This is a genomic window from Cellulomonas sp. NTE-D12 (assembly GCF_027923705.1).
Taxonomy (GTDB): Bacteria; Actinomycetota; Actinomycetes; order Actinomycetales; family Cellulomonadaceae; genus Cellulomonas.
Genome location: NZ_AP026442.1, coordinates 2,706,874 through 2,730,324 on the forward strand (window position 1 = coordinate 2,706,874; position 23,451 = coordinate 2,730,324).

19 protein-coding genes are annotated in these 23,451 nt (G+C 73.7%); 9 read left to right on the forward strand and 10 right to left on the reverse strand.

Annotated features, from left to right (window positions below):
- Positions 1–50 precede the first annotated feature (50 nt).
- Both QMF98_RS12475 and QMF98_RS12480 read right to left on the reverse strand, forming a co-directional pair.
- Entirely contained in the window at positions 51–1,334 is a 1,284-nt protein-coding gene (locus QMF98_RS12475) for a HAMP domain-containing sensor histidine kinase (RefSeq protein WP_337973334.1), read from the reverse strand.
- Positions 1,331–2,011, reverse strand: a complete 681-nt coding sequence (locus QMF98_RS12480; RefSeq protein WP_337973335.1) for a response regulator transcription factor — start codon at positions 2,009–2,011, stop codon at positions 1,331–1,333. Before QMF98_RS12480 ends, QMF98_RS12475 begins: the two co-directional genes overlap by 4 nt.
- 112 nt (positions 2,012–2,123) lie before the next feature.
- On the opposite strand from QMF98_RS12480, the gene QMF98_RS12485 reads away from it, so the two are divergent.
- A complete protein-coding gene (locus QMF98_RS12485; protein WP_337973336.1) occupies positions 2,124–2,777 on the forward strand; it encodes a hypothetical protein in 654 nt (217 codons plus the stop codon).
- A gap of 36 nt (positions 2,778–2,813) precedes the next feature.
- On the opposite strand, the gene QMF98_RS12490 is transcribed toward QMF98_RS12485, so the two are convergent.
- From QMF98_RS12490 to fdxA, 5 genes are all read right to left on the reverse strand, one after another.
- Positions 2,814–4,427: a methyl-accepting chemotaxis protein gene (locus QMF98_RS12490; protein WP_337973337.1), complete on the reverse strand. Its 1,614-nt coding sequence runs from the start codon at positions 4,425–4,427 to the stop codon at positions 2,814–2,816.
- Between the two features lie 160 nt (positions 4,428–4,587).
- Positions 4,588–5,244: an ABC transporter ATP-binding protein gene (locus tag QMF98_RS12495; RefSeq protein ID WP_337973338.1), complete on the reverse strand. Its 657-nt coding sequence runs from the start codon at positions 5,242–5,244 to the stop codon at positions 4,588–4,590.
- Positions 5,241–6,020 carry a molybdate ABC transporter permease subunit gene (gene modB / locus QMF98_RS12500; protein WP_337973339.1) on the reverse strand — a complete coding sequence of 260 codons (780 nt, stop codon included), beginning with the start codon at positions 6,018–6,020 and terminating at the stop codon, positions 5,241–5,243. Before modB ends, QMF98_RS12495 begins: the two co-directional genes overlap by 4 nt.
- A gap of 97 nt (positions 6,021–6,117) precedes the next feature.
- Entirely contained in the window at positions 6,118–6,981 is an 864-nt protein-coding gene (gene modA, locus QMF98_RS12505) for a molybdate ABC transporter substrate-binding protein (protein ID WP_337973340.1), read from the reverse strand.
- On the reverse strand, positions 6,978–7,322 hold the full coding sequence (gene fdxA, locus QMF98_RS12510) for a ferredoxin (protein ID WP_337973341.1): 345 nt from the start codon (positions 7,320–7,322) through the stop codon (positions 6,978–6,980). Before fdxA ends, modA begins: the two co-directional genes overlap by 4 nt.
- Positions 7,323–7,519: 197 nt before the next feature.
- On the opposite strand from fdxA, the gene QMF98_RS12515 reads away from it, so the two are divergent.
- The 6 genes from QMF98_RS12515 to QMF98_RS12540 all read left to right on the forward strand — a co-directional run bounded on the left by QMF98_RS12515 (position 7,520) and on the right by QMF98_RS12540 (position 16,720).
- A complete protein-coding gene (locus QMF98_RS12515) occupies positions 7,520–8,860 on the forward strand; it encodes a nitrate/nitrite transporter (protein WP_337973342.1) in 1,341 nt (446 codons plus the stop codon).
- Between the two features lie 91 nt (positions 8,861–8,951).
- The gene (locus QMF98_RS12520) at positions 8,952–12,737 is read left to right on the forward strand and encodes a nitrate reductase subunit alpha (protein WP_337973343.1); all 3,786 of its coding nucleotides are present in this window, start codon (positions 8,952–8,954) and stop codon (positions 12,735–12,737) included.
- Positions 12,737–14,404, forward strand: a complete 1,668-nt coding sequence (narH, locus tag QMF98_RS12525) for a nitrate reductase subunit beta (protein ID WP_337973344.1) — start codon at positions 12,737–12,739, stop codon at positions 14,402–14,404. Before QMF98_RS12520 ends, narH begins: the two co-directional genes overlap by 1 nt.
- Positions 14,404–15,111 carry a nitrate reductase molybdenum cofactor assembly chaperone gene (narJ, locus tag QMF98_RS12530; protein ID WP_337973345.1) on the forward strand — a complete coding sequence of 236 codons (708 nt, stop codon included), beginning with the start codon at positions 14,404–14,406 and terminating at the stop codon, positions 15,109–15,111. Before narH ends, narJ begins: the two co-directional genes overlap by 1 nt.
- Entirely contained in the window at positions 15,108–15,881 is a 774-nt protein-coding gene (gene narI / locus QMF98_RS12535) for a respiratory nitrate reductase subunit gamma (protein ID WP_337973346.1), read from the forward strand. Before narJ ends, narI begins: the two co-directional genes overlap by 4 nt.
- A 74-nt stretch (positions 15,882–15,955) precedes the next feature.
- Positions 15,956–16,720, forward strand: coding sequence for a helix-turn-helix transcriptional regulator (locus tag QMF98_RS12540; protein ID WP_337973347.1), 765 nt, complete (start codon positions 15,956–15,958; stop codon positions 16,718–16,720).
- Positions 16,721–16,780: 60 nt separating this feature from the next.
- Here QMF98_RS12540 and QMF98_RS12545 read toward each other — a convergent pair whose 3' ends face one another.
- The 3 genes from QMF98_RS12545 to QMF98_RS12555 are packed head-to-tail and all read right to left on the reverse strand — an operon-like array spanning position 16,781 to position 20,794.
- Positions 16,781–18,277 carry a multicopper oxidase domain-containing protein gene (locus QMF98_RS12545; RefSeq protein ID WP_337973348.1) on the reverse strand — a complete coding sequence of 499 codons (1,497 nt, stop codon included), beginning with the start codon at positions 18,275–18,277 and terminating at the stop codon, positions 16,781–16,783.
- Positions 18,270–19,595, reverse strand: coding sequence for a hypothetical protein (locus tag QMF98_RS12550; protein WP_337973349.1), 1,326 nt, complete (start codon positions 19,593–19,595; stop codon positions 18,270–18,272). The genes QMF98_RS12545 and QMF98_RS12550 overlap by 8 nt, the downstream gene beginning before the upstream one ends.
- Positions 19,592–20,794 carry a DUF8744 domain-containing protein gene (locus QMF98_RS12555; RefSeq protein ID WP_337973350.1) on the reverse strand — a complete coding sequence of 401 codons (1,203 nt, stop codon included), beginning with the start codon at positions 20,792–20,794 and terminating at the stop codon, positions 19,592–19,594. The genes QMF98_RS12550 and QMF98_RS12555 overlap by 4 nt, the downstream gene beginning before the upstream one ends.
- Positions 20,795–20,858: 64 nt before the next feature.
- On the opposite strand from QMF98_RS12555, the gene QMF98_RS12560 reads away from it, so the two are divergent.
- A complete protein-coding gene (locus QMF98_RS12560; RefSeq protein ID WP_337973351.1) occupies positions 20,859–22,169 on the forward strand; it encodes a HesA/MoeB/ThiF family protein in 1,311 nt (436 codons plus the stop codon).
- Positions 22,166–23,446, forward strand: coding sequence for a molybdopterin molybdotransferase MoeA (locus tag QMF98_RS12565; RefSeq protein ID WP_337973352.1), 1,281 nt, complete (start codon positions 22,166–22,168; stop codon positions 23,444–23,446). Before QMF98_RS12560 ends, QMF98_RS12565 begins: the two co-directional genes overlap by 4 nt.
- Positions 23,447–23,451 lie beyond the last annotated feature (5 nt).

Genomic DNA, 23,451 nt, shown 5'->3' on the forward strand with positions numbered 1-23,451 from the left:
GTCGAGGAGCAGCGTGCGGGCGGCGGCGTGAGGTCCGCGGCAACCGGCGGCTAAGACTCGGTTAACTCCGACGGGAGGATCAGGGCGAACCGGGCACCTCGTCCGTCGAGGCCCGGTCCGACCTCCAGCCGCCCGCCCGCGCGCTCGGCGGTCCGTCGCGCGACGTCGACCCCGAGACCCGTGGACCCCGTCCCCGAGCGCCCGCGCTGCGTGAGGGCGCCGTCGGCCAGGCCCGGACCGGCGTCGGCCACGGCGACGACGACGACGCCGGGCCCGCGGTGCACCGTCAGCGCCAGCGCGGTCCCGGCGGGCGTGTGCCGCAGCACGTTGTCCACCAGCACGTCGAGCGCGGCGCCGAGCTCGCCCGGGTCCACCCCGACCGTGCTCGGGCCGGGCGGCAGGTCGACCGTCAGAGGACGCCCCTGGTGGACCGCCAGCACCCGCCAGAACGTCGCCCTGCCTCGGACCACCTCCGCCGCGTCGCAGGTCGCGGGGACACGTGGGTCGTGCGTGCGCGCCGCGTGGATGACGGTGTCGACCGCGGCGACCAGACCGTCGACGTGCGCGCCCACCCGTGCCCGCTCGGCGGGGTCGGCGAGCAGGTCGACGTCCAGGCGGAGCGCGGTGATGGGCGTGCGCAACCGGTGCGAGAGGTCGGCGACCAGCTCCCGCTCGTCGGCGAGGAGGCCGGCGACCCGGTCGCCGAGGCCGTTGAGCACCGCACCCACCGACTGGATCTCGGCGGGCCCGCTGGGTACCACCCGGGAAGCCAGGTCGCCGGAGCCGAGACGCTCGGCGACGTCCGCCAGGTCCCGCACCGAGCGCGACAGCCGCGCGGCGATCCGGTCGCCGGCGAACGTCGTGACGGCCAGCAGCGCCAGGCCGACCAGCGCGAGCACGCTCCACGCGCGCAGCACACCGGCGGTGAGCAGGGCCTCCGGGACGAAGGTGCGCACCACCGCGGTGCCGGCCGACCCGCCGACCGGCAGCAGCACCTCGACCCCGCCGTCGGTGCGGGCGGTCAGCGCGCGGCCGAGCCCGGCGAGGTCGACGGCCGCGCTCCGGGACGCCGGCGCTCCGGCGACGCTGCCGTCGGGCAGGAACACGCTGGTGCGTCGGGCACCCGCGTTGACCGCGAGCAGGGTCGCCTGCAGGCGGGCCGGGTCCTGCGCGACCACCCCCGCGAACATCGCCACCTGCTGGGCGTCCTGACGCGCGCCGGCCAGCGCTCGCTCGGCGGCGAGCGAGCGCGCCAGCAACCCGAGCGGCACCAGGAAGGCGACCAGCATGACGGACGTCATCGCCAGGCCGTACCGCACCAGGAGGCCTCTCACGACGGCGGCACCAGCTTGACGCCCACCCCGCGCACCCGGTGCAGGTACACCGGCTCCTCCGCGGTCTCCCCGAGCTTGCGCCGCAGCCAGTGCAGGTGGACGTCCACGGTCTTGTCCGCCCCGCCATAGGGCTGGTTCCACACCTTCGCCAGCAGCTCGCGCTTGGCCACCACCTCGCCGCTGTGCTCAGCGAGGTACGCCAGCAGGTCGAACTCCTTGGGGCTCAGCTCGAGCGGGCTGCCGTCGAGGGTCACCGTCCGGGAGCGCACGTCGACCGCCAGCCCGCCCACCACCAGCGGGCCCGCCGGACGGCCATGGTCCGACCGTCTCAGGACGGCCCGGATGCGCGCCTCGAGCTGGTCCGCGGCGAACGGCTTGACCAGGTAGTCGTCGGCGCCGGCGTCGAGCACGGCGACGATCCCGGCCCCGTCGTCCCGCGCGCTGATCACGATCACCGGGACGTCGGAGACTGCCCGGATCATCGCCAGCAGGGCGGCACCGTCCAGGTCCGGCAGGCCCAGGTCCAGCAGCACCACGTCCGGCGGGTGGTCCACCAGGCTCTGCAGGCCCTCCAGGGCGTTCGGTGCGGTCATCGTCGAGTGCGCGCGCGCCGACAGGGACCGCACCAGCGCCGTCCGGATCGTCGCGTCGTCCTCGATGATGAGCACGTCCGCCACACCCCGGAACCTAGGCCATCGGCGGCCGGTGACGGCCGTCCGGCGGCGCTGCCGCGCAGATCTTGCGCCCGCCTTAACGTTCCCTTGGCCCCCGGGTGAGCCACCATGGACCGTGCCGCGCACCAGCCCCCGGACCGGACGGCGTCCGGGTCCGCCGACGCCGCCGCGCGCCCCCGGACGATCCGCGGCGCGGCGGGTCGGCGCGCTCGCCGCGTCCGGGTGGCTGCTGGGCGTCGCGGTGACCGGGGTGATCGCCAGCCGCGCGGTCGCCGTGCTGGACACCGAGACCTCCCGCAGCGGTGTGCTGTCGCGCACCGAGGTGGACCGGGCCCTGGTAGCCGCCCGCGCGGCCGCGACCACAGCCGCGAGGCCCGCACCCACCGGCACCCCGACCGCCTCGCCACCGGTGGCCACCCCGACCGCCGTACCCGAGGCGACACCGACCACCACCGCACGGCCGCTCCCCCCGCCACCCGCGCCCGCGCCGCCGCGGACGCCGGTCGCCGTGGCACGGACCTGGACGGTGCCCGGAGGCACCGTTGCCGCCTCGTGCACCGGGTCCGCCATCTCGCTGCTCTACGCGACACCGCTCGACGGGTGGACCGTCGAGGTGGGCGCCGCCGGCCCGGACCACCTGGAGGTCGAGCTGCGGCAGTCCGGCGCGGAGACCAAGGTGACGGCGGTGTGCGCCGGCGGGGTGCCGCAGCAGACGGTCAGCCAGGGCACGCCCGACGGGGCCGATGACCACTCCTCCTCCGACGGCTGAGGCCTCCACCGAGGGAGGAGCGGTCCCGCGGACACCTCAGACGGTGAAGGCGGCGACGCGGGTGCGCAGGTCGGCCGAGAGGCGGGCCAGCTCGGCGACCGAGTCGCCCATCTGCCCCAGCACCTGGGAGGACGTGGACGCCGCGGAGGCGACCGCGGTGATGTTCTGCGCGATCTCCCCCGACCCCGTCGCGGCCTCGGTCACCCCCCGGGACATCTCGTTGGTCGTGGCGGTCTGCTCCTCCACCGCCGAGGCGATCGTCATCTGGTGATCGTTGATCGCCGCCACGATCGAGCCGATCTGCCCGATCGAGGTCACCGCCCCCGCCGTGTCCGCCTGGATCGTCTCCACCCGACGAGCGATGTCCTCCGTCGCCTTGGCCGTCTCCCGCGCCAGGTCCTTGACCTCCCCGGCCACCACCGCGAACCCCTTGCCCGCCTCACCAGCCCGGGCCGCCTCGATCGTCGCGTTCAACGCCAACAAGTTCGTCTGCTCCGCGATGCTCGTGATCAGCTTGACCACGTTGCCGATCTCCGCACTGGACTCCCCCAGCCGGCCCACCGACTCGTTCGCCGCCGCCGCCACCCCCGTCGCCTGCGAAGCGACCTTCGCCGCCTCCGTCGCGCTCTGGGCGATCTCCCGGATGCTCGCCCCCATCTGCTCGGCACCCGCCGCGACCGCCTGCACGTTCCGGCTCACCTGCTCCGCCGCCGCCGCCACCACCCCGGCCTGCACGCTCGTCTCCTCCGACCCCGACGCCACCTGACCCGACGCCGCCGACAGCTCCTCCGCCGCCGCCGCCACCGCAGCCGCCGTCTCGGCCACCACGCTCAACGTCCCCCGCAACGACCCCTGCGCCGCGGACAACGCCCCGGCCATCCGACCCAGCTCGTCACGCGAGTCCAGGTGCAGCTCTCGGGTCAGGTCGCCGGCCGCCATCGCCTCCAGCGCACCCTTGACCGCGTTGACCTTCGTCAGCACCCCACGCAGCACCGCCATCCCCAGCACGATCGCCAGCACCGACGCCACGCCCAGGACGATCCACATGATCCGGATCGCCGACGCCGCCTGCGCCGCCCCGGTGTCGTGCAGAGACTTGGCCAGCTTGGTCAGCGCGGCCGCTTCCGCCGCGATCGCCGCGTTCGCGGCTGTGGCCTGGTCCCGCAGCCCGCCCATCGTGTAGGTGAGCGCGCCGGCGCGGTCACCGGTGGTCATCAGGTCGAACATCTTCTGGGAGTCGGCCTGGTATGCGGCCATCTCGGTCTCGATCGCCTTGATGCTCTGGGGGCTCGACGCCATCGGCTCGTACTTGGTCAGCAGCGCCTGGGTGTCCTTGAACCGGCCCTGCAGCTCCGAGATCACCCCGGTCAGATCAGCACCGCTCAGGGCGGGCACCTCCGCGTTGCGGACCCGGTCCCCGGCGAACTGCTGCTGGATGTCGATCATCGCCGTCAGCGGCACCGTCGTGCTGTCGTACAGCCGCCCGGACTCCACGTTCAGGGAGTTCATGCGCTGCACCGACAGGCCGGTCAGCCCGGCCGCAACGAGCACCAGCAGAGCCAGGCACAGCCCGATCTTCAGGGCGATGGACGAGTCGGCGGTCAGCCGCTTGAGCAGCGAGCGGGGTGCCGGAGGCACGACGGTGGACATGGCGAGCTCCCTTCGGGCGGCGGACCTTCCGACACTTGGTCGACCGATCGGCCGATACCGGGGCCCGTATAGGAGTCGCCCATGTGATCTTGGACATGTGCCCAGGTAATCGCGGGGTGAAGTTGGACGCCCGACCAGGACGGGCCGGGCGAGGGACCCGTCAGGTCGTCGCCGCGACCCGTCCTGCGACCATCGGCACCACCCGGTCCGCCAGCGCACGGGCGTCCGCCGGCTCGTGGGTCACCAGCACTACCGGACGCTCACCGTCCAACGCGTGCCGGCGGACCACCTCCTGCAGCAGCGGCCGCGCGGCCTCGTCGAGCGCCGCGAACGGCTCGTCCAGCAGCAGCACGTCCGGTTCGGCGGCCAGGGTGCGAGCGAGGGCGACGGCCTGCGCCTGCCCACCGGACAGCCGGGCCGCGCTCCGGCCGGCGTGGGGCAGCATGCCGACCCTGTCGAGCCACTGCCGAGCCTGCTCGTGGGCCTCCGGACGCGGCACGCCCTGGGCACGCAGCCCGAAGGCGACGTTCTCCAGCGCCGACAGGTGCGGGAACACCCGGTGGTGCTGGAACACCAGCCCGCAGCGGCGCAGCTCGGTGGGCACGTGCACGCCGCCGGCCACGTCGTCCAGCAGGTGGCCGCCGAGCCGGACGTGCCCGTCGTCGAGCGGCACCAGCCCGGCGACCGCCTGCAGGAACGTCGACTTACCCGCACCGTTCGGGCCCACCAGCGCGACCGTCTCCCCCGGCTGCACGGTCAGCGTCAGGTCGAGCGTGAACGCCGGCCGGCGCACCACGACCCGCGCCTCCAGCCTCATGACGGACCACCGGTGAGTGCCGAGAGCCACCGCGTGCGCAGGCCGATCAGCACCGCGAGCGAGACGCCGATCAGCACCAGCGACAGGGCGACGGCCTGCGCCGGGTCCTGCTCCATCGCCAGGTAGATCGCCAGCGGCATGGTGCGCGTGGTGCCCGGGTAGTTGCCGGCGAAGGTGATGGTGGCCCCGAACTCGCCGAGCGCCCGCGCGAAGCACAGCACCGCACCCGCCAGCACGCCGGGCGCCACCAGCGGCAGCGTGATGCGCCGGAACGTGTACCAGCGGGTCGCGCCGAGCGTCGCGGCCGCCTGCTCGTACTGCTCGTCGGCGCTGCGCAGCGCGCCGTCCACCGCCAGCACCAGGAACGGCAGCGCGACGAACGCCTCGGCGATCACCACCGCCGTGGACGTGAACGGCACCGTGATGCCGAACCAGGCGTCCAGGTGCCGCCCCAGCAGGCCGCGGCGGCCCAGCAGCGTCAGCAGCGCCACGCCGCCGACCACCGGCGGGAGCACCAGCGGCATGGTGGTCACGGCACGCAGCAGCCCGCGGCCCGGCAGCGCGGTCCGGGCCAGCACCCAGGCGAGGGGCACGCCGAGCAGCAGGCACAGCACCGTGGCGGCCGTCGCGGTGCGCAACGAGAGCCACAACGCCTGCAGCACCGGGCCGGAGGCGATCAGGCCGCCGAGCCGGCTCCACGGGGCGGTGACCAGCAGGGCGACGAAGGGTCCGACGAGGAACAGCACGGCGACGGCGGCGAGCGCCAGCAGCAGCACGGGCGGACGGCTGCGTCGGTGACGTCGGACGCGCCCCACCACGGGTCCCCTCTCTCGGGCGGTGCCCGGCCGGCGGCGCCGACCTGCCTGAACTCTCTCAGGCCGCGTCGAACCCCGCGTCGGTGAGCACCTTCTGGCCCTGGGCGGACAGCACCAGGTCGACGAACGCCTGGGCCGCCGCATGGTTGCGGGCGCCGGCGACGGTGGCGATCGGGTAGTCGTTGCGGGCGGCGGACGCCTGCGGGAAGTCGATGCCCTGCACCTTGTCGCCCGCGGACCGCACGTCGGTCCGGTACACCAGCGCCGCGTCGACCTCACCGAGGACCGCCTTGGTGAGCGTCGCGGTCACGTCCTTCTCGTAGGTGTCCGGCGCCGGCGTGATTCCGGCGGCGGCGAACGCGGTCGCGGCGGCCGACCCGCACGGCACCTCGACGGCGCACAGGGCGATCTTCAGCTGCGGCTTGGCGAAGTCCGCCAGGCCGGTGACGTGACCGGGGTTGCCGGCCGGCACGACGATCTCCAGGGAGTTGTGCGCGAAGGTGACGGGCCGGTCGGTGACGGCGGAGGCCGCCTTCATCGTCGCGGGGTTGGCGGAGGCGAAGACGTCGGCCGGGGCGCCCTGCTCCAGCTGCTGCGCCAGCGTGGACGACGCACCGAAGCTGAAGATGATGTGCAGGCCGGGGTTCTGGGCCATCAGCCGGTCACCCAGGGCGGTGAACGTCTGCTGCAGCGAGGCGGCCGCGAACACGACGAGCTGGCCGGTCAGCGGGGCCCGGCTCGACGCCGACCCGGTGGGCGCGCCGGAGGCGGTGCCGGCGGGCGCTCCGGTGCCAGGGCCGGCGGCGCAGGCCGTCAGCAGAAGGCCGACCGCGGTGGCCACCGGGACGGCGCGTGCGGCGGCCCGTCCGGACCGGGCGCGCGCCGTCGTGCCACGTCCCGTCGTCCCTCGTCGTGCGCTCATCCGCGCCTCCTCTCGAATCCCGCGACCAACGGGGTGTCCACCCCGGTCGGACCCGTCCGCGACGCACCGCCGGGCGACCCGAGCGGCGCCGCCCGTCCCGGCAGCGGCTCGGCGAAGAACCGGGCGTTGTCGTCCTGGTAGACCTGCCAGTCGGCCGGCAGGTCGTCCTCGTAGTAGATCGCGAGCACGGGGCAGACGGGTTCGCAGGCGCCGCAGTCCACGCACTCGTCGGGGTGGATGTACAGCGACCGGCCACCTTCGTAGATGCAGTCGACGGGGCACTCCGCGACGCACGCGCGGTCCTTGACGTCGATGCACGGCTCGGCGATCACGTAGACCATGTCTCTCCCACTTGCTCTGCGACGGGCTGGACGGAGCACACGTGCCGCGGACGACGAGGTCCGCCGCGACGCACGCACGGTCGGTCGGCACCGCGACACGCCGGACGTGGCGCGACGACCTGCGGACAGGATATTTTCACAGCCACACCCGTAGTAAGTTCCCCCCGCACGGATCGCGGCGGATCGAGGAGGATCGCGTGGCTCAGCTGGCCACCTCAGGCAGGGTTCTCGAGGGCTGGAACCCCGAGGACGAGAAGCACTGGGACAGCAAGGTCGCCTGGCGGACGCTGGCGGTGACCACGTACTCGCTGCTGATCGCCTTCTGCGTCTGGTACCTGGTCAGCGCCGTCGCGCCCAAGCTGAACGAGGTCGGCTTCACGCTGACCAAGCCGCAGCTGTACTGGCTCGTGGCGATCCCCGGCCTGTCCGGCGGCCTGATCCGGCTCGTCTACATGTTCCTGCCGCCGGTGCTGGGCACGCGCAAGCTGGTGGGCATCACCTCGCTCCTGCTGGTGGTCCCGATGCTCGGCTGGTTCTCGGCCGTGGGCAACCCGAAGACCCCGTACTGGTGGCTGCTGGTGCTCGCCGCGCTGACCGGCATCGGCGGCGGCTGCTTCTCCGGCTACATGCCGTCCACCGGGTACTTCTTCCCCAAACGGCTGGCCGGCACCGCCCTCGGCCTGCAGGCCGGGCTCGGCAACTTCGGCGTCTCGCTGATCCAGTTCCTCGGCCCGTGGGTGATGGGCTTCGGGCTGTTCGGGCTGCAGATGGTGGGCACCCAGCACGCGCGCAGCGGGCACGTGCTCAACGTCTACAACGCGGCGATCGTGCTGGTGCCCTGGACGGTGCTGGCCTCGATCCTGGCGTTCTGGCTGCTGCGGGACGTGCCGATCAAGGCGAACTTCCGCCAGCAGATCGACATCTTCGGCAACCGCAACACCTGGGTGCTGACCGCCGTCTACATCATGACCTTCGGGGCGTTCTCCGGGTTCGCCGCCCAGCTGGCCCTGATCATCAACAACACGTTCGGCAAGGACTCGCCGTTCGCCACCGGCGGGCACTACGCCGCCTCCACCCTGCCGCTGGGCGGCACGTTCGCCTTCCTCGCACCGCTGATCGGCTCGCTGGTGCGGGCGATGTGGGGACCGCTGTGCGACCGGTTCGGCGGGGCGATCTGGACCTTCGTCGGCGGCGTCGGGATGGTGATCTCGGCGGCTGTGGCCGCGGTCTACCTCTCACCGCGGTCGCCGCGCGACTTCTGGCCGTTCCTGTTCGCGATGCTGGTGATGTTCTTCTTCACCGGCATCGCCAACGCCGGCACCTTCAAGCAGATGCCGATGATCCTGCCGCCCCGCCAGGCGGGCGGCGTGATCGGCTGGACCGCCGCGATCGCGTCCTTCGGACCGTTCTTCGTCGGCGTCTCGCTCACCGCCGTCACGCCGAAGTCGTTCTTCATCGGCGCGACCGTCTACTTCGCGATCTGCACCGTCCTGGTGTGGGTCAACTACGCACGGCCGAGGGCGCCCTACCCGGGCTGACCCCCCACGACCCCGTCCGGGTCCACCCGCGCACCTCACCGACCGTGAACAGGCGTCCGGCTCAGGCCCGACGCCAGACCGGAGACCCGTCATGCCCGCAGGCCGTGCCATCCCCGCACCGGAGACAGCCGCCACCGCCGACCCGGCCGCGCCGATCTACCGGTTCGGCTCGTTCCTCCGCCGCGGCGAGGCGTCCCCCGACGCCCGGCAGCTGTTCCTCACCGGCGGCCGCGAGGCGGACCGCTTCTACCGGGACCGCTGGAGCCACGACAAGGTGGTGCGCTCCACGCACGGCGTCAACTGCACGGGCTCCTGCTCGTGGAACGTGTACGTCAAGGACGGCGTGATCACCTGGGAGTCGCAGGCCACCGACTACCCGAGCACCGGCCCCGACCTGCCGGAGTACGAGCCCCGCGGCTGCCCGCGCGGAGCGTCCTTCTCCTGGTACACGTACTCCCCCACCCGTATCCGGTACCCGTACGTGCGCGGCGTGCTGCTCGACCTCTACCGCGAGGCGAAGGCCCGGCTCCGCGACCCCGTGCTCGCGTGGCGGGACGTGGTGGAGGACCCCGAGAAGGCGCGGGCGTACAAGTCGGCGCGCGGCAAGGGCGGCCTGGTCCGGGCGAGCTGGGACGAGGCGGCCGAGATGGCCGCCGCCGCGCACGTCTACACGATCAAGCGGTACGGGCCGGACCGGCTGGCCGGCTTCTCGGTGATCCCCGCGATGTCGATGGTGTCCTACGGCGCCGGTGCGCGGTTCTACGAGCTGCTCGGCGCCACGATGCTGTCGTTCTACGACTGGTACGCAGACCTGCCGATGGCCTCGCCGCAGGTGTTCGGCGACCAGACCGACGTGCCGGAGTCCGGCGACTGGTTCAACGCCGGCTACCTGGTGATGTGGGGCTCGAACATCCCGGTCACCCGCACGCCGGACGCGCACTTCATGACCGAGGCGCGGTACCACGGCCAGAAGGTGGTGGCGGTCTCCCCGGACTACGCGGACAACACCAAGTTCGCCGACGAGTGGCTGCGGATCGCCCCCGGCACCGACGGTGCGCTGGCGGCCGCGATGGGGCACGTGATCCTGTCCGAGTTCCACGTCGGGCAGCGCACGCCGTTCTTCCTCGACTACCTGAGGCGGTTCACCGACAGCCCGTTCCTGGTGCGACTGAAGCAGCGGGACGGCGCGTTCGTGCCCGGGAAGTTCCTGGTCGCGGCGGACGTCGCGGCCGACGGGGTCCTCGACCCGACCTCCCCCCTGGTGCGGGACGCCGACGTGGCGGGCACGGCCAACGCCGCGTTCCGGCCGTTGGTGTGGGACCGCGAGGGCGGCATCGCCGACCCGGGCGGCACGCTGGCGGACCACTACGGCCCCGACGGTGCCGGTCGCTGGAACCTCGACCTGTCCGGGGTGGACCCGGTGCTGTCGGCGCAGGACCTGCCGGGCGCCGAGCCGGTGGAGCTGCTGCTGCCGCGGTTCGACCTGCCGGGCGGGCCGGGCGACGACTCGGTCGGCGCGGGCGTGGTGCGCCGCGGCGTCCCGGTGGTGCGCGTCGCCGACGGCGAGTACGTCACCACCGTCTACGACCTGCTGCTGGCGCAGTACGCGGTGCGCCGCGAGGGGCTGCCGGGCGAGTGGCCGACGGGGTACGACGACGCCTCGACACCGGGGACCCCGGCGTGGCAGGCGGAGCTGACCGGCGTCCCGGCGGCGGCCGCCGAGCGAATCGGACGGGAGTTCGCGCAGAACGCGATCGACACCGGCGGCCGCTCGATGATCGTGATGGGCGCCGGCACCAACCACTTCTTCCACTCCGACGAGATCTACCGGACGTTCCTCGCGCTCACCACGATGTGCGCCACCCAGGGCGTCAACGGCGGCGGCTGGGCGCACTACGTCGGCCAGGAGAAGGTCCGGCCGATCACCGGGTTCGCGCAGTACGCCTTCGCCCTGGACTGGCAGCGGCCGGCGCGGCAGATGATCTCGGCCGGGTTCTTCTACCTGCTGACCGACCAGTGGCGGTACGACGGGACGCCGGTGGCGCGCATCGGGTCGCCGCTGGCGGAGGGGTCGCTCGACGGGCTCACGACGGCGGACACCCTGGTCGAGTCGATGAAGCGCGGCTGGATGCCGTCGTTCCCGACGTTCTCGCGGTCCCCGCTGCTGCTCGGGCAGGAGGCCCGCCAGGCGGGCGTCGACCCGAAGGACTGGGTGGTGTCCCAGCTCGAGTCGGGCGACCTGCGGTTCGCCTGCGAGGACCCGGACGACCCCGAGAACTTCCCGCGGGTCCTCACGTCCTGGCGCACCAACCTGCTCGGCTCGTCCGCCAAGGGCGCCGAGTTCTTCTACCGGCACGTGATCGGCTCGGACAGCGCGGTGACCGCCGCCGAGGTGCCGGAGGACCGGCGGCCGGCGCAGATGGTGTGGCGGGACGCGGCCGCCGTCGGCAAGGTCGACCTGCTGCTGACGATGGACTTCCGCAACACGTCGACGACGCTCTACTCCGACATCGTGTTCCCGGCGGCCACCTGGTACGAGAAGAACGACCTCTCGTCCACCGACATGCACCCCTTCGTGCACTCGTTCGACGCGGCGATCGACCCGCCATGGGAGGCCCGGACGGACTACCAGGCCTTCCAGACGCTGGCGGGCCTGGTCTCCCAGATGGCCGTGCGCCATCTGGGCACGCAGACGGACGTCGTCGCGGCGCCCATCTCGCACGACACCCCGGACGAGCTCGCCAACCCCGGCGGCGTGGTGCCGGACGTCTCGATGGTGGGCCTGGTGCCGGGCGTGACCATGCCCAAGCTGGTCACCATCGAGCGCGACTACACGGCGATCCGGCACAAGTTCGACGCGATCGGGCCGCTCGCCGACGGCGTCGGCATGGTGACCAAGGGCGTGCAGTACCACCCGGACCAGGAGATCGCCGAGCTGGGCCGCCGCAACGGCACCGCGGCCGGCGGGGTGGCGGCCGGCAGGCCGCTGGTCGACACCGACGCCAAGGCCGCGGACATGATCCTGGCGCTGTCCGGCACCACCAACGGGCGGCTGGCGGCGGAGGGGTTCGCGGACCTCGAACGACGCACCGGGACGGCGTTCGCCGACCTCGCCGACGGGTCCAAGGACCGGCGCACCACGTTCGCCGACCTGCAGCGCGGCGGACCGCAGCCGGTGGTGACGTCGCCCGAGTGGTCGGGCTCCGAGCACGGCGGCCGCCGGTACAGCGCCTTCGTGATGAACGTCGAGCGGTCCCGGCCGTTCCACACGCTCACCGGCCGGCAGCACTTCTACCTGGACCACGACTGGATGCGTGACCTGGGCGAGCAGCTGCCGATCTTCCGGCCGCCGCTGGACCTGCACCACCTGTACGGGGAGAGCGCGGTCGGTGACCTGGGGACGGCTGCCGGCGGCGAGGCCCAGGTGGCGGTCCGCTACCTGACCCCGCACAACAAGTGGTCGATCCACTCCCAGTACTTCGACAACCTGCACATGCTCACGCTCGGCCGCGGCGGCCAGGTGGTGTGGATGAGCCCCGCTGACGCGGAGAAGGTCGGGGTCCGGGACAACGACTGGATCGAGGCGACCAACCGCAACGGCGTCGTCGTCGCCCGCGCCGTCGTCTCCCACCGCATGCCCGAGGGCACCGTGTTCATGTACCACGCGCAGGAACGGACCATGGGCACCCCCCTCTCGGAGACCTCCGGCAAGCGCGGCGGCATCCACAACTCGCTGACCCGCGTGCTGATCAAGCCGACGCACCTGATCGGCGGCTACGCGCAGCAGAGCTACGCGTTCAACTACATCGGCCCGACGGGCAACCAGCGCGACGAGGTCACGCTGATCCGCCGCCGGTCGCAGGAGGTGCAGTTCTGATGAAGGTCATGGCTCAGATCGCCATGGTGATGAACCTCGACAAGTGCATCGGCTGCCACACCTGCTCGGTCACGTGCAAGCAGACGTGGACCAACCGGACCGGCACCGAGTACATGTGGTTCAACAACGTCGAGACGCGCCCCGGCGTCGGCTACCCGCACACCTGGGAGGACCAGGACCGCTGGAAGGGCGGCTGGACCCGCACCCGGTCCGGCCGGCTCAAGCCGCGCTCCGGCGGACGCGTCGCCCGGTTCGCCAACCTGTTCGCCAACCCGGACCTGCCCGAGATCGTCGACTACTACGAGCCGTGGACGTACGAGTACGACAAGCTGCTGTCCGCGCCCAAGGACTCGAAGGACTTCCCGGTGGCGCGCGCGGTCAGCCAGCTGACGGGCAAGCCGATGGACACCATCGGCTGGGGCCCCAACTGGGACGACGACCTGGGCGGCTCCACGGAGACGATGCAGCAGGACCCGGTGCTGGCGAAGATCAACACCGAGGTCCGCGCCGAGATCGAGCAGACGTTCATGTTCTACCTGCCGCGGATCTGCGAGCACTGCCTGAACCCGAGCTGCGTCGCGGCCTGCCCGTCCGGCGCGATGTACAAGCGGGCCGAGGACGGCATCGTGCTGGTGGACCAGGACCGGTGCCGCGGCTGGCGCATGTGCGTCTCCTCCTGCCCGTACAAGAAGGTCTACTTCAACCACACCACCGGCAAGGCCGAGAAGTGCACGCTGTGCTACCCGCGCCTCGAGGTCGGTCAGCCGACGGTGTGCTCCGAGACCTGCGTCGGCCGGCTGCGCTACCTCGGCGTGCTGCTCTACGACGCGGACCGGGTCACCGAGGCCGCCTCGGTCGAGGACCCGCAGGACCTGTACATGGCCCAGCGCTCGATCCTGCTCGACCCGCACGACCCGACCGTCGTGGCGGCCGCCCGCGCCGAGGGTGTGCCGGACTCCTGGATCAAGGCCGCGCAGGACTCCCCGATCTGGGCGCTGATCGACACCTACGAGGTCGCGCTGCCGCTGCACCCCGAGTACCGGACGCTGCCGATGGTCTGGTACGTGCCGCCCCTGTCCCCGGTGGTCGACCGCGTGACCGCCGCCGGCAACGACGGCGAGGACCACAAGGTGCTGCTCACGGCCCTGTCGACCATGCGGATCCCGCTGGAGTACCTCGCCGGGCTGCTGACGGCCGGGGACACCCGGCCGGTGGAGCGGTCGCTGCGGCGGCTGGCCGCGATGCGGTCCTACATGCGCGACCTGGACCTGGGCCGCGAGGGGAACGAGGAGATCGCCGCTGCCGTCGGCATGGACGGCGAGCGGGTGCAGGCGATGTACCGGCTGCTCGCGATCGCCAAGTACGACGACCGGTACGTCATCCCCACCACGCACCCGGAGACGCCGCGCGGCATCGCCGAGCTGGGCGAGGACGTGACCGGCATGGTCGAGGAGCTGCTCGGCGCCGGTGAGGGTGCGCCGGAGGCGTGCTCGGTCTCGACGTTCCACGGCGGTGGGACCGGGCTGCGGATCACCTCCCGCGGTCGGGCCAAGGCGGGGGCGGACGGGCTCGCACCGACCCCGGGCCGCGTCAACCTGCTCGACTGGGGCGGCGACACCGCCCAGGCCGGGCTGTTCCCGCCGGTGGCCGCGGGGGTGGACGCCTGATGGTCGCCCGCATGGTGCACGCCCCGCGGCTGCCGGAGCTCGCGCGCGTCGTCTGCACCCCGGAGCAGCTGCGGACCGTGCACATGACGGTGTCCGTGCTGCTGGACTACCCCGGCGATCGGACAGGTGCCGCGCTGGGCGCCGCGCGGGCGTCGATCGCGGGGCTGCCGCCGCTGGTGCAGCAGGACGTGGAGGCCTTCTGCGAGTGGGCGGGCCGCAGCGGGCTGCGGGCCATGGCGGAGCACTACGTCGACACGTTCGACCAGCGCCGCCGCTGCGCGCTGTACCTCAGCTACTACGCGGTGGGCGACACGCGGCAGCGGGGTGCGGCGATCCTCGGGTTCAAGGCGGTGCTGCGCGCGCTCGGCTTCGAGCAGGTGCGCGACGAGCTGGCGGACTACCTGCCGCTGGTGCTGGAGCTGTCGGGGCTGACGGGCGACCGGCTGGTGCTGGAGCTGCTCGCCTCGCACCGGGAGGGCATCGAGGTGATGCGCTCGGCGCTGCGCGGGTACCGCTCCCCCTACGCGCACCTGCTCGACGCGCTGTGCCGCACGCTCCCGCCGGTGGACGCCGCCACGCACGAGCGGTACCAGCGCCTGGTCACCCAGGGGCCGCCGGCCGAGATGGTCGGCACCACGTCCGCCTTCGCGGACGCGACGCCCTTCGCACCCGCATTCGCCCTCGCTGACGGGAGCTCCCCCTCGTGACCACCGCCGACGTCCTGCTCTGGGTCGCCTACCCCTACATCTGCCTGACGCTGCTGGTCGGCGGGCTGGTGTGGCGGTGGCGCACCGACCAGTTCGGCTGGACCACCCGCTCCTCGCAGCTGTACGAGGGGCGGATCCTGCGGGCGGCCTCGCCGACCTTCCACCTCGGGTTCCTTGCCGTGATCGGCGGGCACTTCGTCGGCCTGCTGGTGCCGAAGACGTGGACGGCGGCGGTCGGCATCCCGCAGCACGTCTACCACCTGACGGCGACCATCGGCGGGTCGGTGGCGGCGTTGGCCACCGTGCTCGGCCTGGCCGGGCTGCTGTACCGGCGGTTCGCCGTGCGGTCGGTCACGCTGGCCACCACCACGCGGGACAAGGTGATGTACGTGCTGCTGGTGCTGCCCGTGGCCCTCGGCACGTGGGCGACCGTCGCCAACCAGGTGCTCGGCGGGCCTGAGGGCTACGACTACCGCGAGACGATCAGCCCCTGGCTGCGGTCGGTGCTGACGTTCTCCCCGCACCCCGCGCTGATGACGACGGTGCCGCTGTCGTTCCGGCTGCACGTCCTGGCCGGCTTCGCCTTGTTCGCGATCTGGCCGTTCACCCGCCTGGTGCACGCCGTCACCATCCCGGTGCAGTACCCGACGCGCCCGTACATCGTCTACCGGGCCCGTCGGGCCTCCGTGTCCGCTGCGGCGGGCCGCCGCGGCTGGGCGCCCGTGCAGCGCTCCGCCGACCGTGACGGCGCTCGGTCGCGGGGCGCATGAGCGCCGTGCCGGCGCCCGGCGCGAAAGGGCGCATCCTTGGATCGGACGCCTCGCATGACAGGATCACGGCCGACATGAGCAGCCTCGCCACGCACGACCAGCCCGATGCTCCGGACGGGCCCACCACCCCGCAGACGCTGATGCGCGCCCTCGAGGCGCTGTCCCCCGCCCAGCACACCCTGCTGCGCGAGGTCGCCCGGTACACCGAGCCGGTCACCGTCACCGAGCTCGCGGTGGGCATGGGCCTGCACCCGAACTCCGTGCGCGAGTCGATGGCGGCGCTGCTCGACGCCGGCCTGGTGGCCCGGGGCCGTCGGCCTGCGGTCGGTCGCGGCCGGCCGTCGTGGACCTACCGGTCGGTCGCCCCCGCGCAGCCGTCCGCGCTGGCCCGCGAGTTCGCGGACGTCTGCGCCGCCGTCGCGGACCACCTGGCTGACACGGTTCCGGACCCTGAGGGCGCGGCGCGGGACATCGGCTCGCGGTGGGCCCGGCGCATGGTCGACGTCGCCGGACCGCCTGCCGGCAAGAACGGTCAGCCGCTCGACGAGCCGCAGCGGATCGACGTGCACGGCGGCCGGCTGCGGCTGCTGCTCAGCTCGCTGGGCTACGGAGCGCTCGCCGAGGAGACGCCCGGTCGGCTGACGCTGCACCAGTGCCCGCTGCGGATCGAGGGCCAGGTGCCCAGCCCCCTGGTGTGCCAGATGCACCGCGGGCTGATCGACGAGGTGCTGCAGCGGGTGTCGCACGGCAACGTGGAGGCCGAGCTCACGCCGTTCGCGGGACCGGACCACTGCACGGTCGCGCTGCACCTGACCAAGCGGGACGCCGCCACCGCCTGACGGCGGGGTCCGCCGGCCTGGTGGTGGCCGCGCAGCGACGGGCCGTCGGGCGGCGGGCCGTCAGCCCGTCACCTGCAGCACGCCGTGCGCGCCCTTCTCCGCCAGGCTCATCTCGTGGTTGACCAGGGCGTAGCGGCCCGCGGCCGGCGGCACCAGCTCGACGAACCCGCCCTCGGCCGGCAGCAACGGCAGCACCTGCGCGCCCGTGCTGCCGGTGGTGGTCCCGTCGGTCGCCGTGCCGTGGTGGACGCGGTAGGCGCCCTCCGTCCAGACCGTGTCGAACTGGGTGCCGACGACGTGGAACGACAGTGCCGAGTTGGGCCCGGCGTCCAGCACCCAGAGGCGCACGCGCTGGCCGACCGTGGCCGTCAGCGGGTGGGCGTCGTACTGGAACGCGCGGCCGTTGAACGCCACGACGTCGGGCACCAGCCCGGCGATCGTGGTGGCGTCCGCCGGCTGGCCGTTCGCGCCGAGGTAGAGCTCGGACTGGACGACGACGTAGGAGCGGTCCACCTGCTCCAGCCCGTCCGGCTCGATGACGACCGCCCCGAACATGCCGTTGGCGATGTGGCCGGACATCGGCATGGTCGCGCAGTGGTACATCCAGATGCCGGCGCGGCCGGCCGTGAACGTGTAGTCGAGGCTCTGACCAGGCTCGATGGTGCGCATCGGCTGGTCCGGGGCCACCTCGCCGGCGTGGAAGTCGATCGAGTGGCCCATCGTCCCGTGGTTCACCAGCGTGATGTGGAACGTGTCGCCGACGCGCCCGTGCAGGATCGGGCCGGGCGTCGTGCCGTTGTACGTCCACACCTCACGGGTGCGCCCGGCGGTCACCGGGTCCTGCTGCTGGGTGATGGTGAACGTGTACGAGTGGTCCGTCGACGGGTCGAGCGGCGGCAGCTGCGCCGGGTAGGCCGGGAGCGCGGCGGCCTCGGCCTGCAGGTCCGCCATGGTGGGGGCGGCGGTGGTCCCGTCGGTCGCGCCCATCCCGGGCATGGCTGAGCCGGACGACGAGCCGGACGACGAACCCGGCGAGGCAGACGCCGCCGGCGTCCCGACCGCGACGACGTGCACCACCATGCCCAGCTGCCGATGCCCCGGCAGCGAGCACCAGCCCTCGAGGTCGCCGGTGATCACCCCCACGTCCAGCACCGCCGTGGCACCGGGCGCGAGCGGCTCCAGGGCCGCGCCGTTGGCGAACACCAGGTCGTGCCGCTGGTCGCCGCTGTTCACCAGGGTGACGCGCAGCCGGTCACCGACGGGCACCTGGATGGTGGACGGGGTGAACGACATGCCGCTGACGTGCAGCGTCACCTCCGTCGTGCGTCCGGTCGGGGTGACCGTCGTCGTCCCGGCGCCCGCTGCGCCCGCCGTCGCCGCCGGCGTCATCGTCATCCCGCCGCCTGCCAGGCCCGTCGCGGGGCGCGCGAGCAGCACGGCCAGCGCGACGCCGACCACGACCACCACGCCGACCACGGCCATCGCCGCCCGGGACGTCGGCGTGCCCTCGCGACCCGGCAGCTGCCGGGGTCCGGTGGGGCGGGACTGCTCAGACATCGGCTCCTCCGAGACTCTCCGCCGCGGCCCGTCGCGCCGTGGCCTGCCGCACCCCGGAGACCGCGAACAGGACCACGTCGAACGCGTACGCACCCAGCACCAGCAGCCACCACGCCGTGCGCAGCGCGCCGGACCCGGTGCCGGTCACGGCGATCAGCAGCAGGGCGGTGCTGCGCAGCACCACGCGCAGCGGCCAGGCGGTCTCCAGCGCCCCCATGCCCCGGCGGACGGCCTCCGGACCGCCACCCACCACCACGGGCATCAGGTAGGTCAGCGCGCCGACGAACACCTGGGCCAGTCCCCCGGCACCGAGCACCGCCACCCAGGGCAGGTCGGCGTCGCGCAGCGCCGAGGCGTCGGCGGCACGGAAGGCGTTCACGGCGACGGCCAGCACGGCGACCAGCGCCCAGCCGATGCCGGCGGTCATGGTCCACGTCGCATAGGCGCGCGGCGCCTTGCCCAGCGCCGCGCGCACCAGCGGGACCGCCACGCCGACCAGCAGACCGACCAGCACCACCAGCAGGCCGATGCCGATGCCCGGCATCAGCCCGGCCGTCGCCGCCGTCGCGGCGAGCAGCACGCCGCCGGCCACCCACGGCAGCACGCCGATCGCGTCGTCCACCGCCCGCGGGTCCATGCGGGTGCGCAGCATGGTCGGGCCGAGGGTGACCAGCGTCCCGGCGATCGACAGCCCCAGCCAGCCGCCCACGTTGACCAGGGCATGCGCCAGCGTCAGGTCGTCGCGAGCGTGCAGCAGCCACGCCGGCGCGGTGCGGGCGAACATCGAGACCGTGAGGAAGCCGGCCAGCACGCAGCCCACCACCAGGAAGCCGGCCGCCACCACGTAGTACCGGATCACCACCGCGAACCGGGACGCCAGGGCGGTGCGGCCGGCACGCAGCAGGGCCAGCCCATGCCAGCCGATCACCACGCCGACCAGCCCCGCGGCCGTGACGGTGCCCCACGTGCTGGCCGTCCACATCGCCGCGACCAGGCCGATCAGCACCACGTTGAACGCCACGCTGCGCACGGTCGCGTCGCGGCCGGACCGCCGGTCGTCCGGCGGCAGGTGCAGCAGCGCGCGGGTGAAGTACCAGGACCACTGCAGGATGCCGTTGGTCAGCACCCCGAGGGCGCCGACATGGATCATGCTCCACAGCGGCTGCGGCAGCGCCGCGGGGTGCAGCAGCCCGACGGCGGTCACCGCGAGGGTGGCCAGCAGCCAGCCGGTGGTCCACCGGTCCGTCCGGGGCCGTCTGGTCGGACGCCGCGCCGGGGTGGCCGGACGGGACAGCCCAGGTGCGCTCAGCCCGGTCATGCCACCACCTCGCGGTCGTCGTCGGCCGCGTCGGTGCGGGCCGAGACCCGCGCTCGTCGTCCGCCCACGGTCACCAGCGCCACGGTGCTGCCCAGGAACGCGAGCAGGGCCACCACGCTGAGGGAGCCGCCGAGCTGCCACGCGCCGACCGACGTCCGCGCGTCCGCCACCAGCCGGATCGCCAGGCCGACGTGCAGCATCCCCCACACGGCCCACATCACCGGGTGGTACGGCAGCGGTCGCCGGGCGACCGCCGGCACGATGACCGGGGCGTGCGCCACCACCATCGACATGACGAACCCGATGGTCAGCGCGTGCACCACCGCGTCGTACCCGAAGCCGGAGAACACCCGTCCGTGCACCATCCAGACGAGCGCCGGAACCATCGCCCACACGTACCCGGCGAGCATGCACGCGCCCATGAACCGCGTCAGGCCGCGGCTGCGGACGGTGCGCCGAGCGACGTCGTGCAGGCCGACGTCCACCATCAGCACGCCGAGCGCGAGCCCCAGCAGCGGGTACCCCCACGTGGGGGTCACGACGGTGGCGACCAGGGCGACCAGCAGCAGGCACGACTCGGCGAGGATCCGCGGCTCGGTGGCCGACGTCATGAACGCCACCCGGGCGAGCTCCAGCCGCTCACCGACGATGGTGAGCACCATCAGCGACGCCCACCACGGCACGATCGTCGCCACCTCGTACCCGCGCGCCCACAGGGCCACGCCGCCCAGCCCGGCGGCGGCCCCGAGCAGCTGCACCAGCACCGCGACCGACTGCTGCCGGCGCCACACGGTGAGGTAGATCGCCACGAACAGCACCATCGAGGCGACCCACGCCCCGCCGGGCAGCGCGCGGCCCCACGGGACGTGCAGCGGCGTCGACCGGGCCACGAGGAGCAGGGCACCGAGCCCGCCGGCAGCTGGGGCCGCGTACGCCCAGCCCGAGCGCGGCCTGGACTGCAGGGCGACGGCCCGCTCCAGCATGATGGCGGTGCCCAGGAAGCCGTAGATCATGAGGATGCCGTGGGACGACGCGAGGGAGTCCGAGCGCACGGGTGCGGTCACGCCGAGACGCAGCAGCGCGGCGTCCAGCCCGGACAGCGCGGCGACCAGGACGAGCGCCAGCACGGCGAGCCGTCCGCGCGGCACATGGCCGGTCGGCACGCCCGTGGCGCGCGCGTCCGGTCGGCTCTTTGTCACGGATCTAACCGTAGTAAGTTGGCGACCCGCCGAGTACCGCGCCCACGGCAAGGAGACTGAGGCGATGCTCACACCCCAGCCCGTGGCGCTCCCTCCGCTCGTGGCCCCCGGGCCCCCGCTGGCGGAGTCCGAGGCGCGGCGCACCGCGCGACAGACCCTGCTGCCGGAGCTCGGCGAGCTCGGTCAGCGGCGGCTCGCCGCCGCCCGCGTGCTGGTGATCGGCGCCGGCGGCCTGGGGGCACCGGCCCTCCTGTACCTCGCTGCGGCCGGCGTCGGCACCATCGGGATCGTCGACGACGACGTGGTCGCCCTGACGGACCTGCACCGCCAGGTGATCCACGCGACCGCGGCGGTCGGCGAGCCCAAGGTGGACAGCGCCGCCCGTCGGCTGACGGAGCTGGCGCCGGACCTCGTCGTGGAGCCGCACCGGCTGTGGCTCGACGAGTCCAACGCCGCCACCGTGCTGCAGGGCTACGACCTGGTGCTCGACGGCACGGACACGTTCGCCACCCGGTACCTGATCTCCGACACCTGCGCCGAGCTCGGGGTGCCGCTGGTGTGGGCGTCCGTGCTCCGGTTCGACGCCCAGGTGTCGGTGTTCTGGTCCCGGCCGCCCGCCGGCATCGCACCGGTGACGCTGCGCGACCTGTTCCCCGAGCCGCCTGCGCCGGGGTCGGTGCCGTCGTGCGCCGAGGCGGGCGTGCTGGGGGCGCTGTGCGGGATGGTCGGCTCGATGATGGCCACCGAGGCGGTCAAGCTGGTCATCGGCGCCGGGCAGGTGCTGCTGGGCCGCGTCGCGGTGGTGGACGCGCTCGGCATGCGGGTGCGTGAGGTGCCGCTGCTGCCGCGGGCGACGAGCGCACCGACGGACGTGGCGGGGGCACCGGGGGCGGCGGCGGGCGCGTCGCCGGCGGTGGTGACCGAGCGGCTCGCCGTCGGGACGCACCCTGTGCCGTTCACCGCTCGGGCGACCGGGGATCCGCGTGGGCCCGCCACCGCGCGAGAGGCCACGGCGTCCGGCGACCTGTCGCTGGACGAGTACCGGGCGCTGGCCGCCGCCGACCCGGCCCCGGTGCTGCTCGACGTGCGGGAACCGTCCGAGTTCGCCGCGGACGCGCTTCCCGGTGCGGTCAACGTGCCGGTGTCCGCCCTGGTGCAGGCCTCGCGGCACGGGCCGGACGTGGTGCGCGCGCTGCTGACCGAGGCCGGCGCCGACCCCACCGGGCTGCTGGTCGCGTACTGCGCGGTCGGCGCACGCTCGACCCGTGCCGTCCAGCTGCTGGTGGCCACCGACCACCGCGCCCGGACGCTGGCGCCGGCGGCGGTCACGGCGATCCGCGCCGAGGTCGCGGCGGCCGGGCGGAGTGCCCGGTGAGCGGTCTGGTCCCGGTCGCCGAGCACCTGGCGCGCGTGCTGGCCGTCACCCCGACGCTGCCCGCCGAGCGCGTGCCTCTCGCACAGGCGGCAGGGCGGCGGATCGCCGAGGACGTGCACGCCCTGGTGCCGGTCCCGCCGTGGGACGCCTCGGCGATGGACGGCTACGCGCTGCGCCACGTCGACGTCGCCGGCATGGCGGCCCAGGGCGAGGCCGGCGGTGCAGACGACGACGGCGTCACGCTCGACGTCGTCGCCGACGTGCCGGCCGGCTCGGACCTCGACCCGCACCTGACTGCCGGCCAAGCGGTCCGCATCATGACCGGTGCGACGCTTCCGACCGACGCGGACACCGTCGTGCAGCTGGAGCACACCGACCGCACCGACACGCTCGCCGCCCTGCCGCCCACCGTCACGGTGCTGCGCGCACCGAGCACAGGCATGCACGTGCGGCGCACCGGCGAGGACAAGGCCGTCGGCGACCTGGTGGTCCCTGCGGGGACGCTCGCGCGCGCCACCGTGCTGTCGGCGCTCGCGTCGACCGGCCACGGCAGCGTGCTGGTGACCCGGGCGCCGCGCGTCGTCGTGATCGCCACCGGCAGCGAGCTGGTCGCGCCGGGCGAGCCGCTGCCGCGCGGGCACATCCCCGACTCCAACAGCCTGCTGGTCTCCGGGCTGGTGGCCGAGGCTGGTGGCGAGGTTCTCACGGCCGAGCGGGTGCATGACGACCCCGCGGCGCTGGCGTCCGCGCTCGAACGGGCGGTCGCCCTGGAGCCCGATGCGGTGATCCTGACCGGCGGGGTGAGCGCGGGGGCGTTCGACCCGGTCAAGCAGCTGTTCACCGGCTCGTCGGACGTCACGTTCACCAAGGTGGCCATGCAGCCGGGCAAGCCGCAGGCGTTCGGCACGCTGCCGGGCGGGGCGCTGCTGCTGGCGCTGCCGGGCAACCCGGTCAGCGTGTGGGTGTCGTTCCACGTGTTCGTCCGTCCGGCGCTGCTGACCATGCAGGGGGCGGAGCCGTCGGCCGTGCGGCCGGCGCCGGTGCGCGCCCGCGCCGCCTCGTCGTGGCGCACCCCGGCCGGCCGCACCCAGTACCTGCCCGTACGCCTGTCACCGGCTGCGGAGGGCTGGGCCGTCGAGCCCGCAGCCCGGCGCGGGTCGGCATCGCACCTGGTCGGCAGCCTCGCGGCGGCCGACGGGTATGCGATCGTGCCCGCGGAGACCGAGCAGGTGCAGGCCGGTGACCTGGTGGACGTCGTGCTGACGGACCGACGCTGAGGACG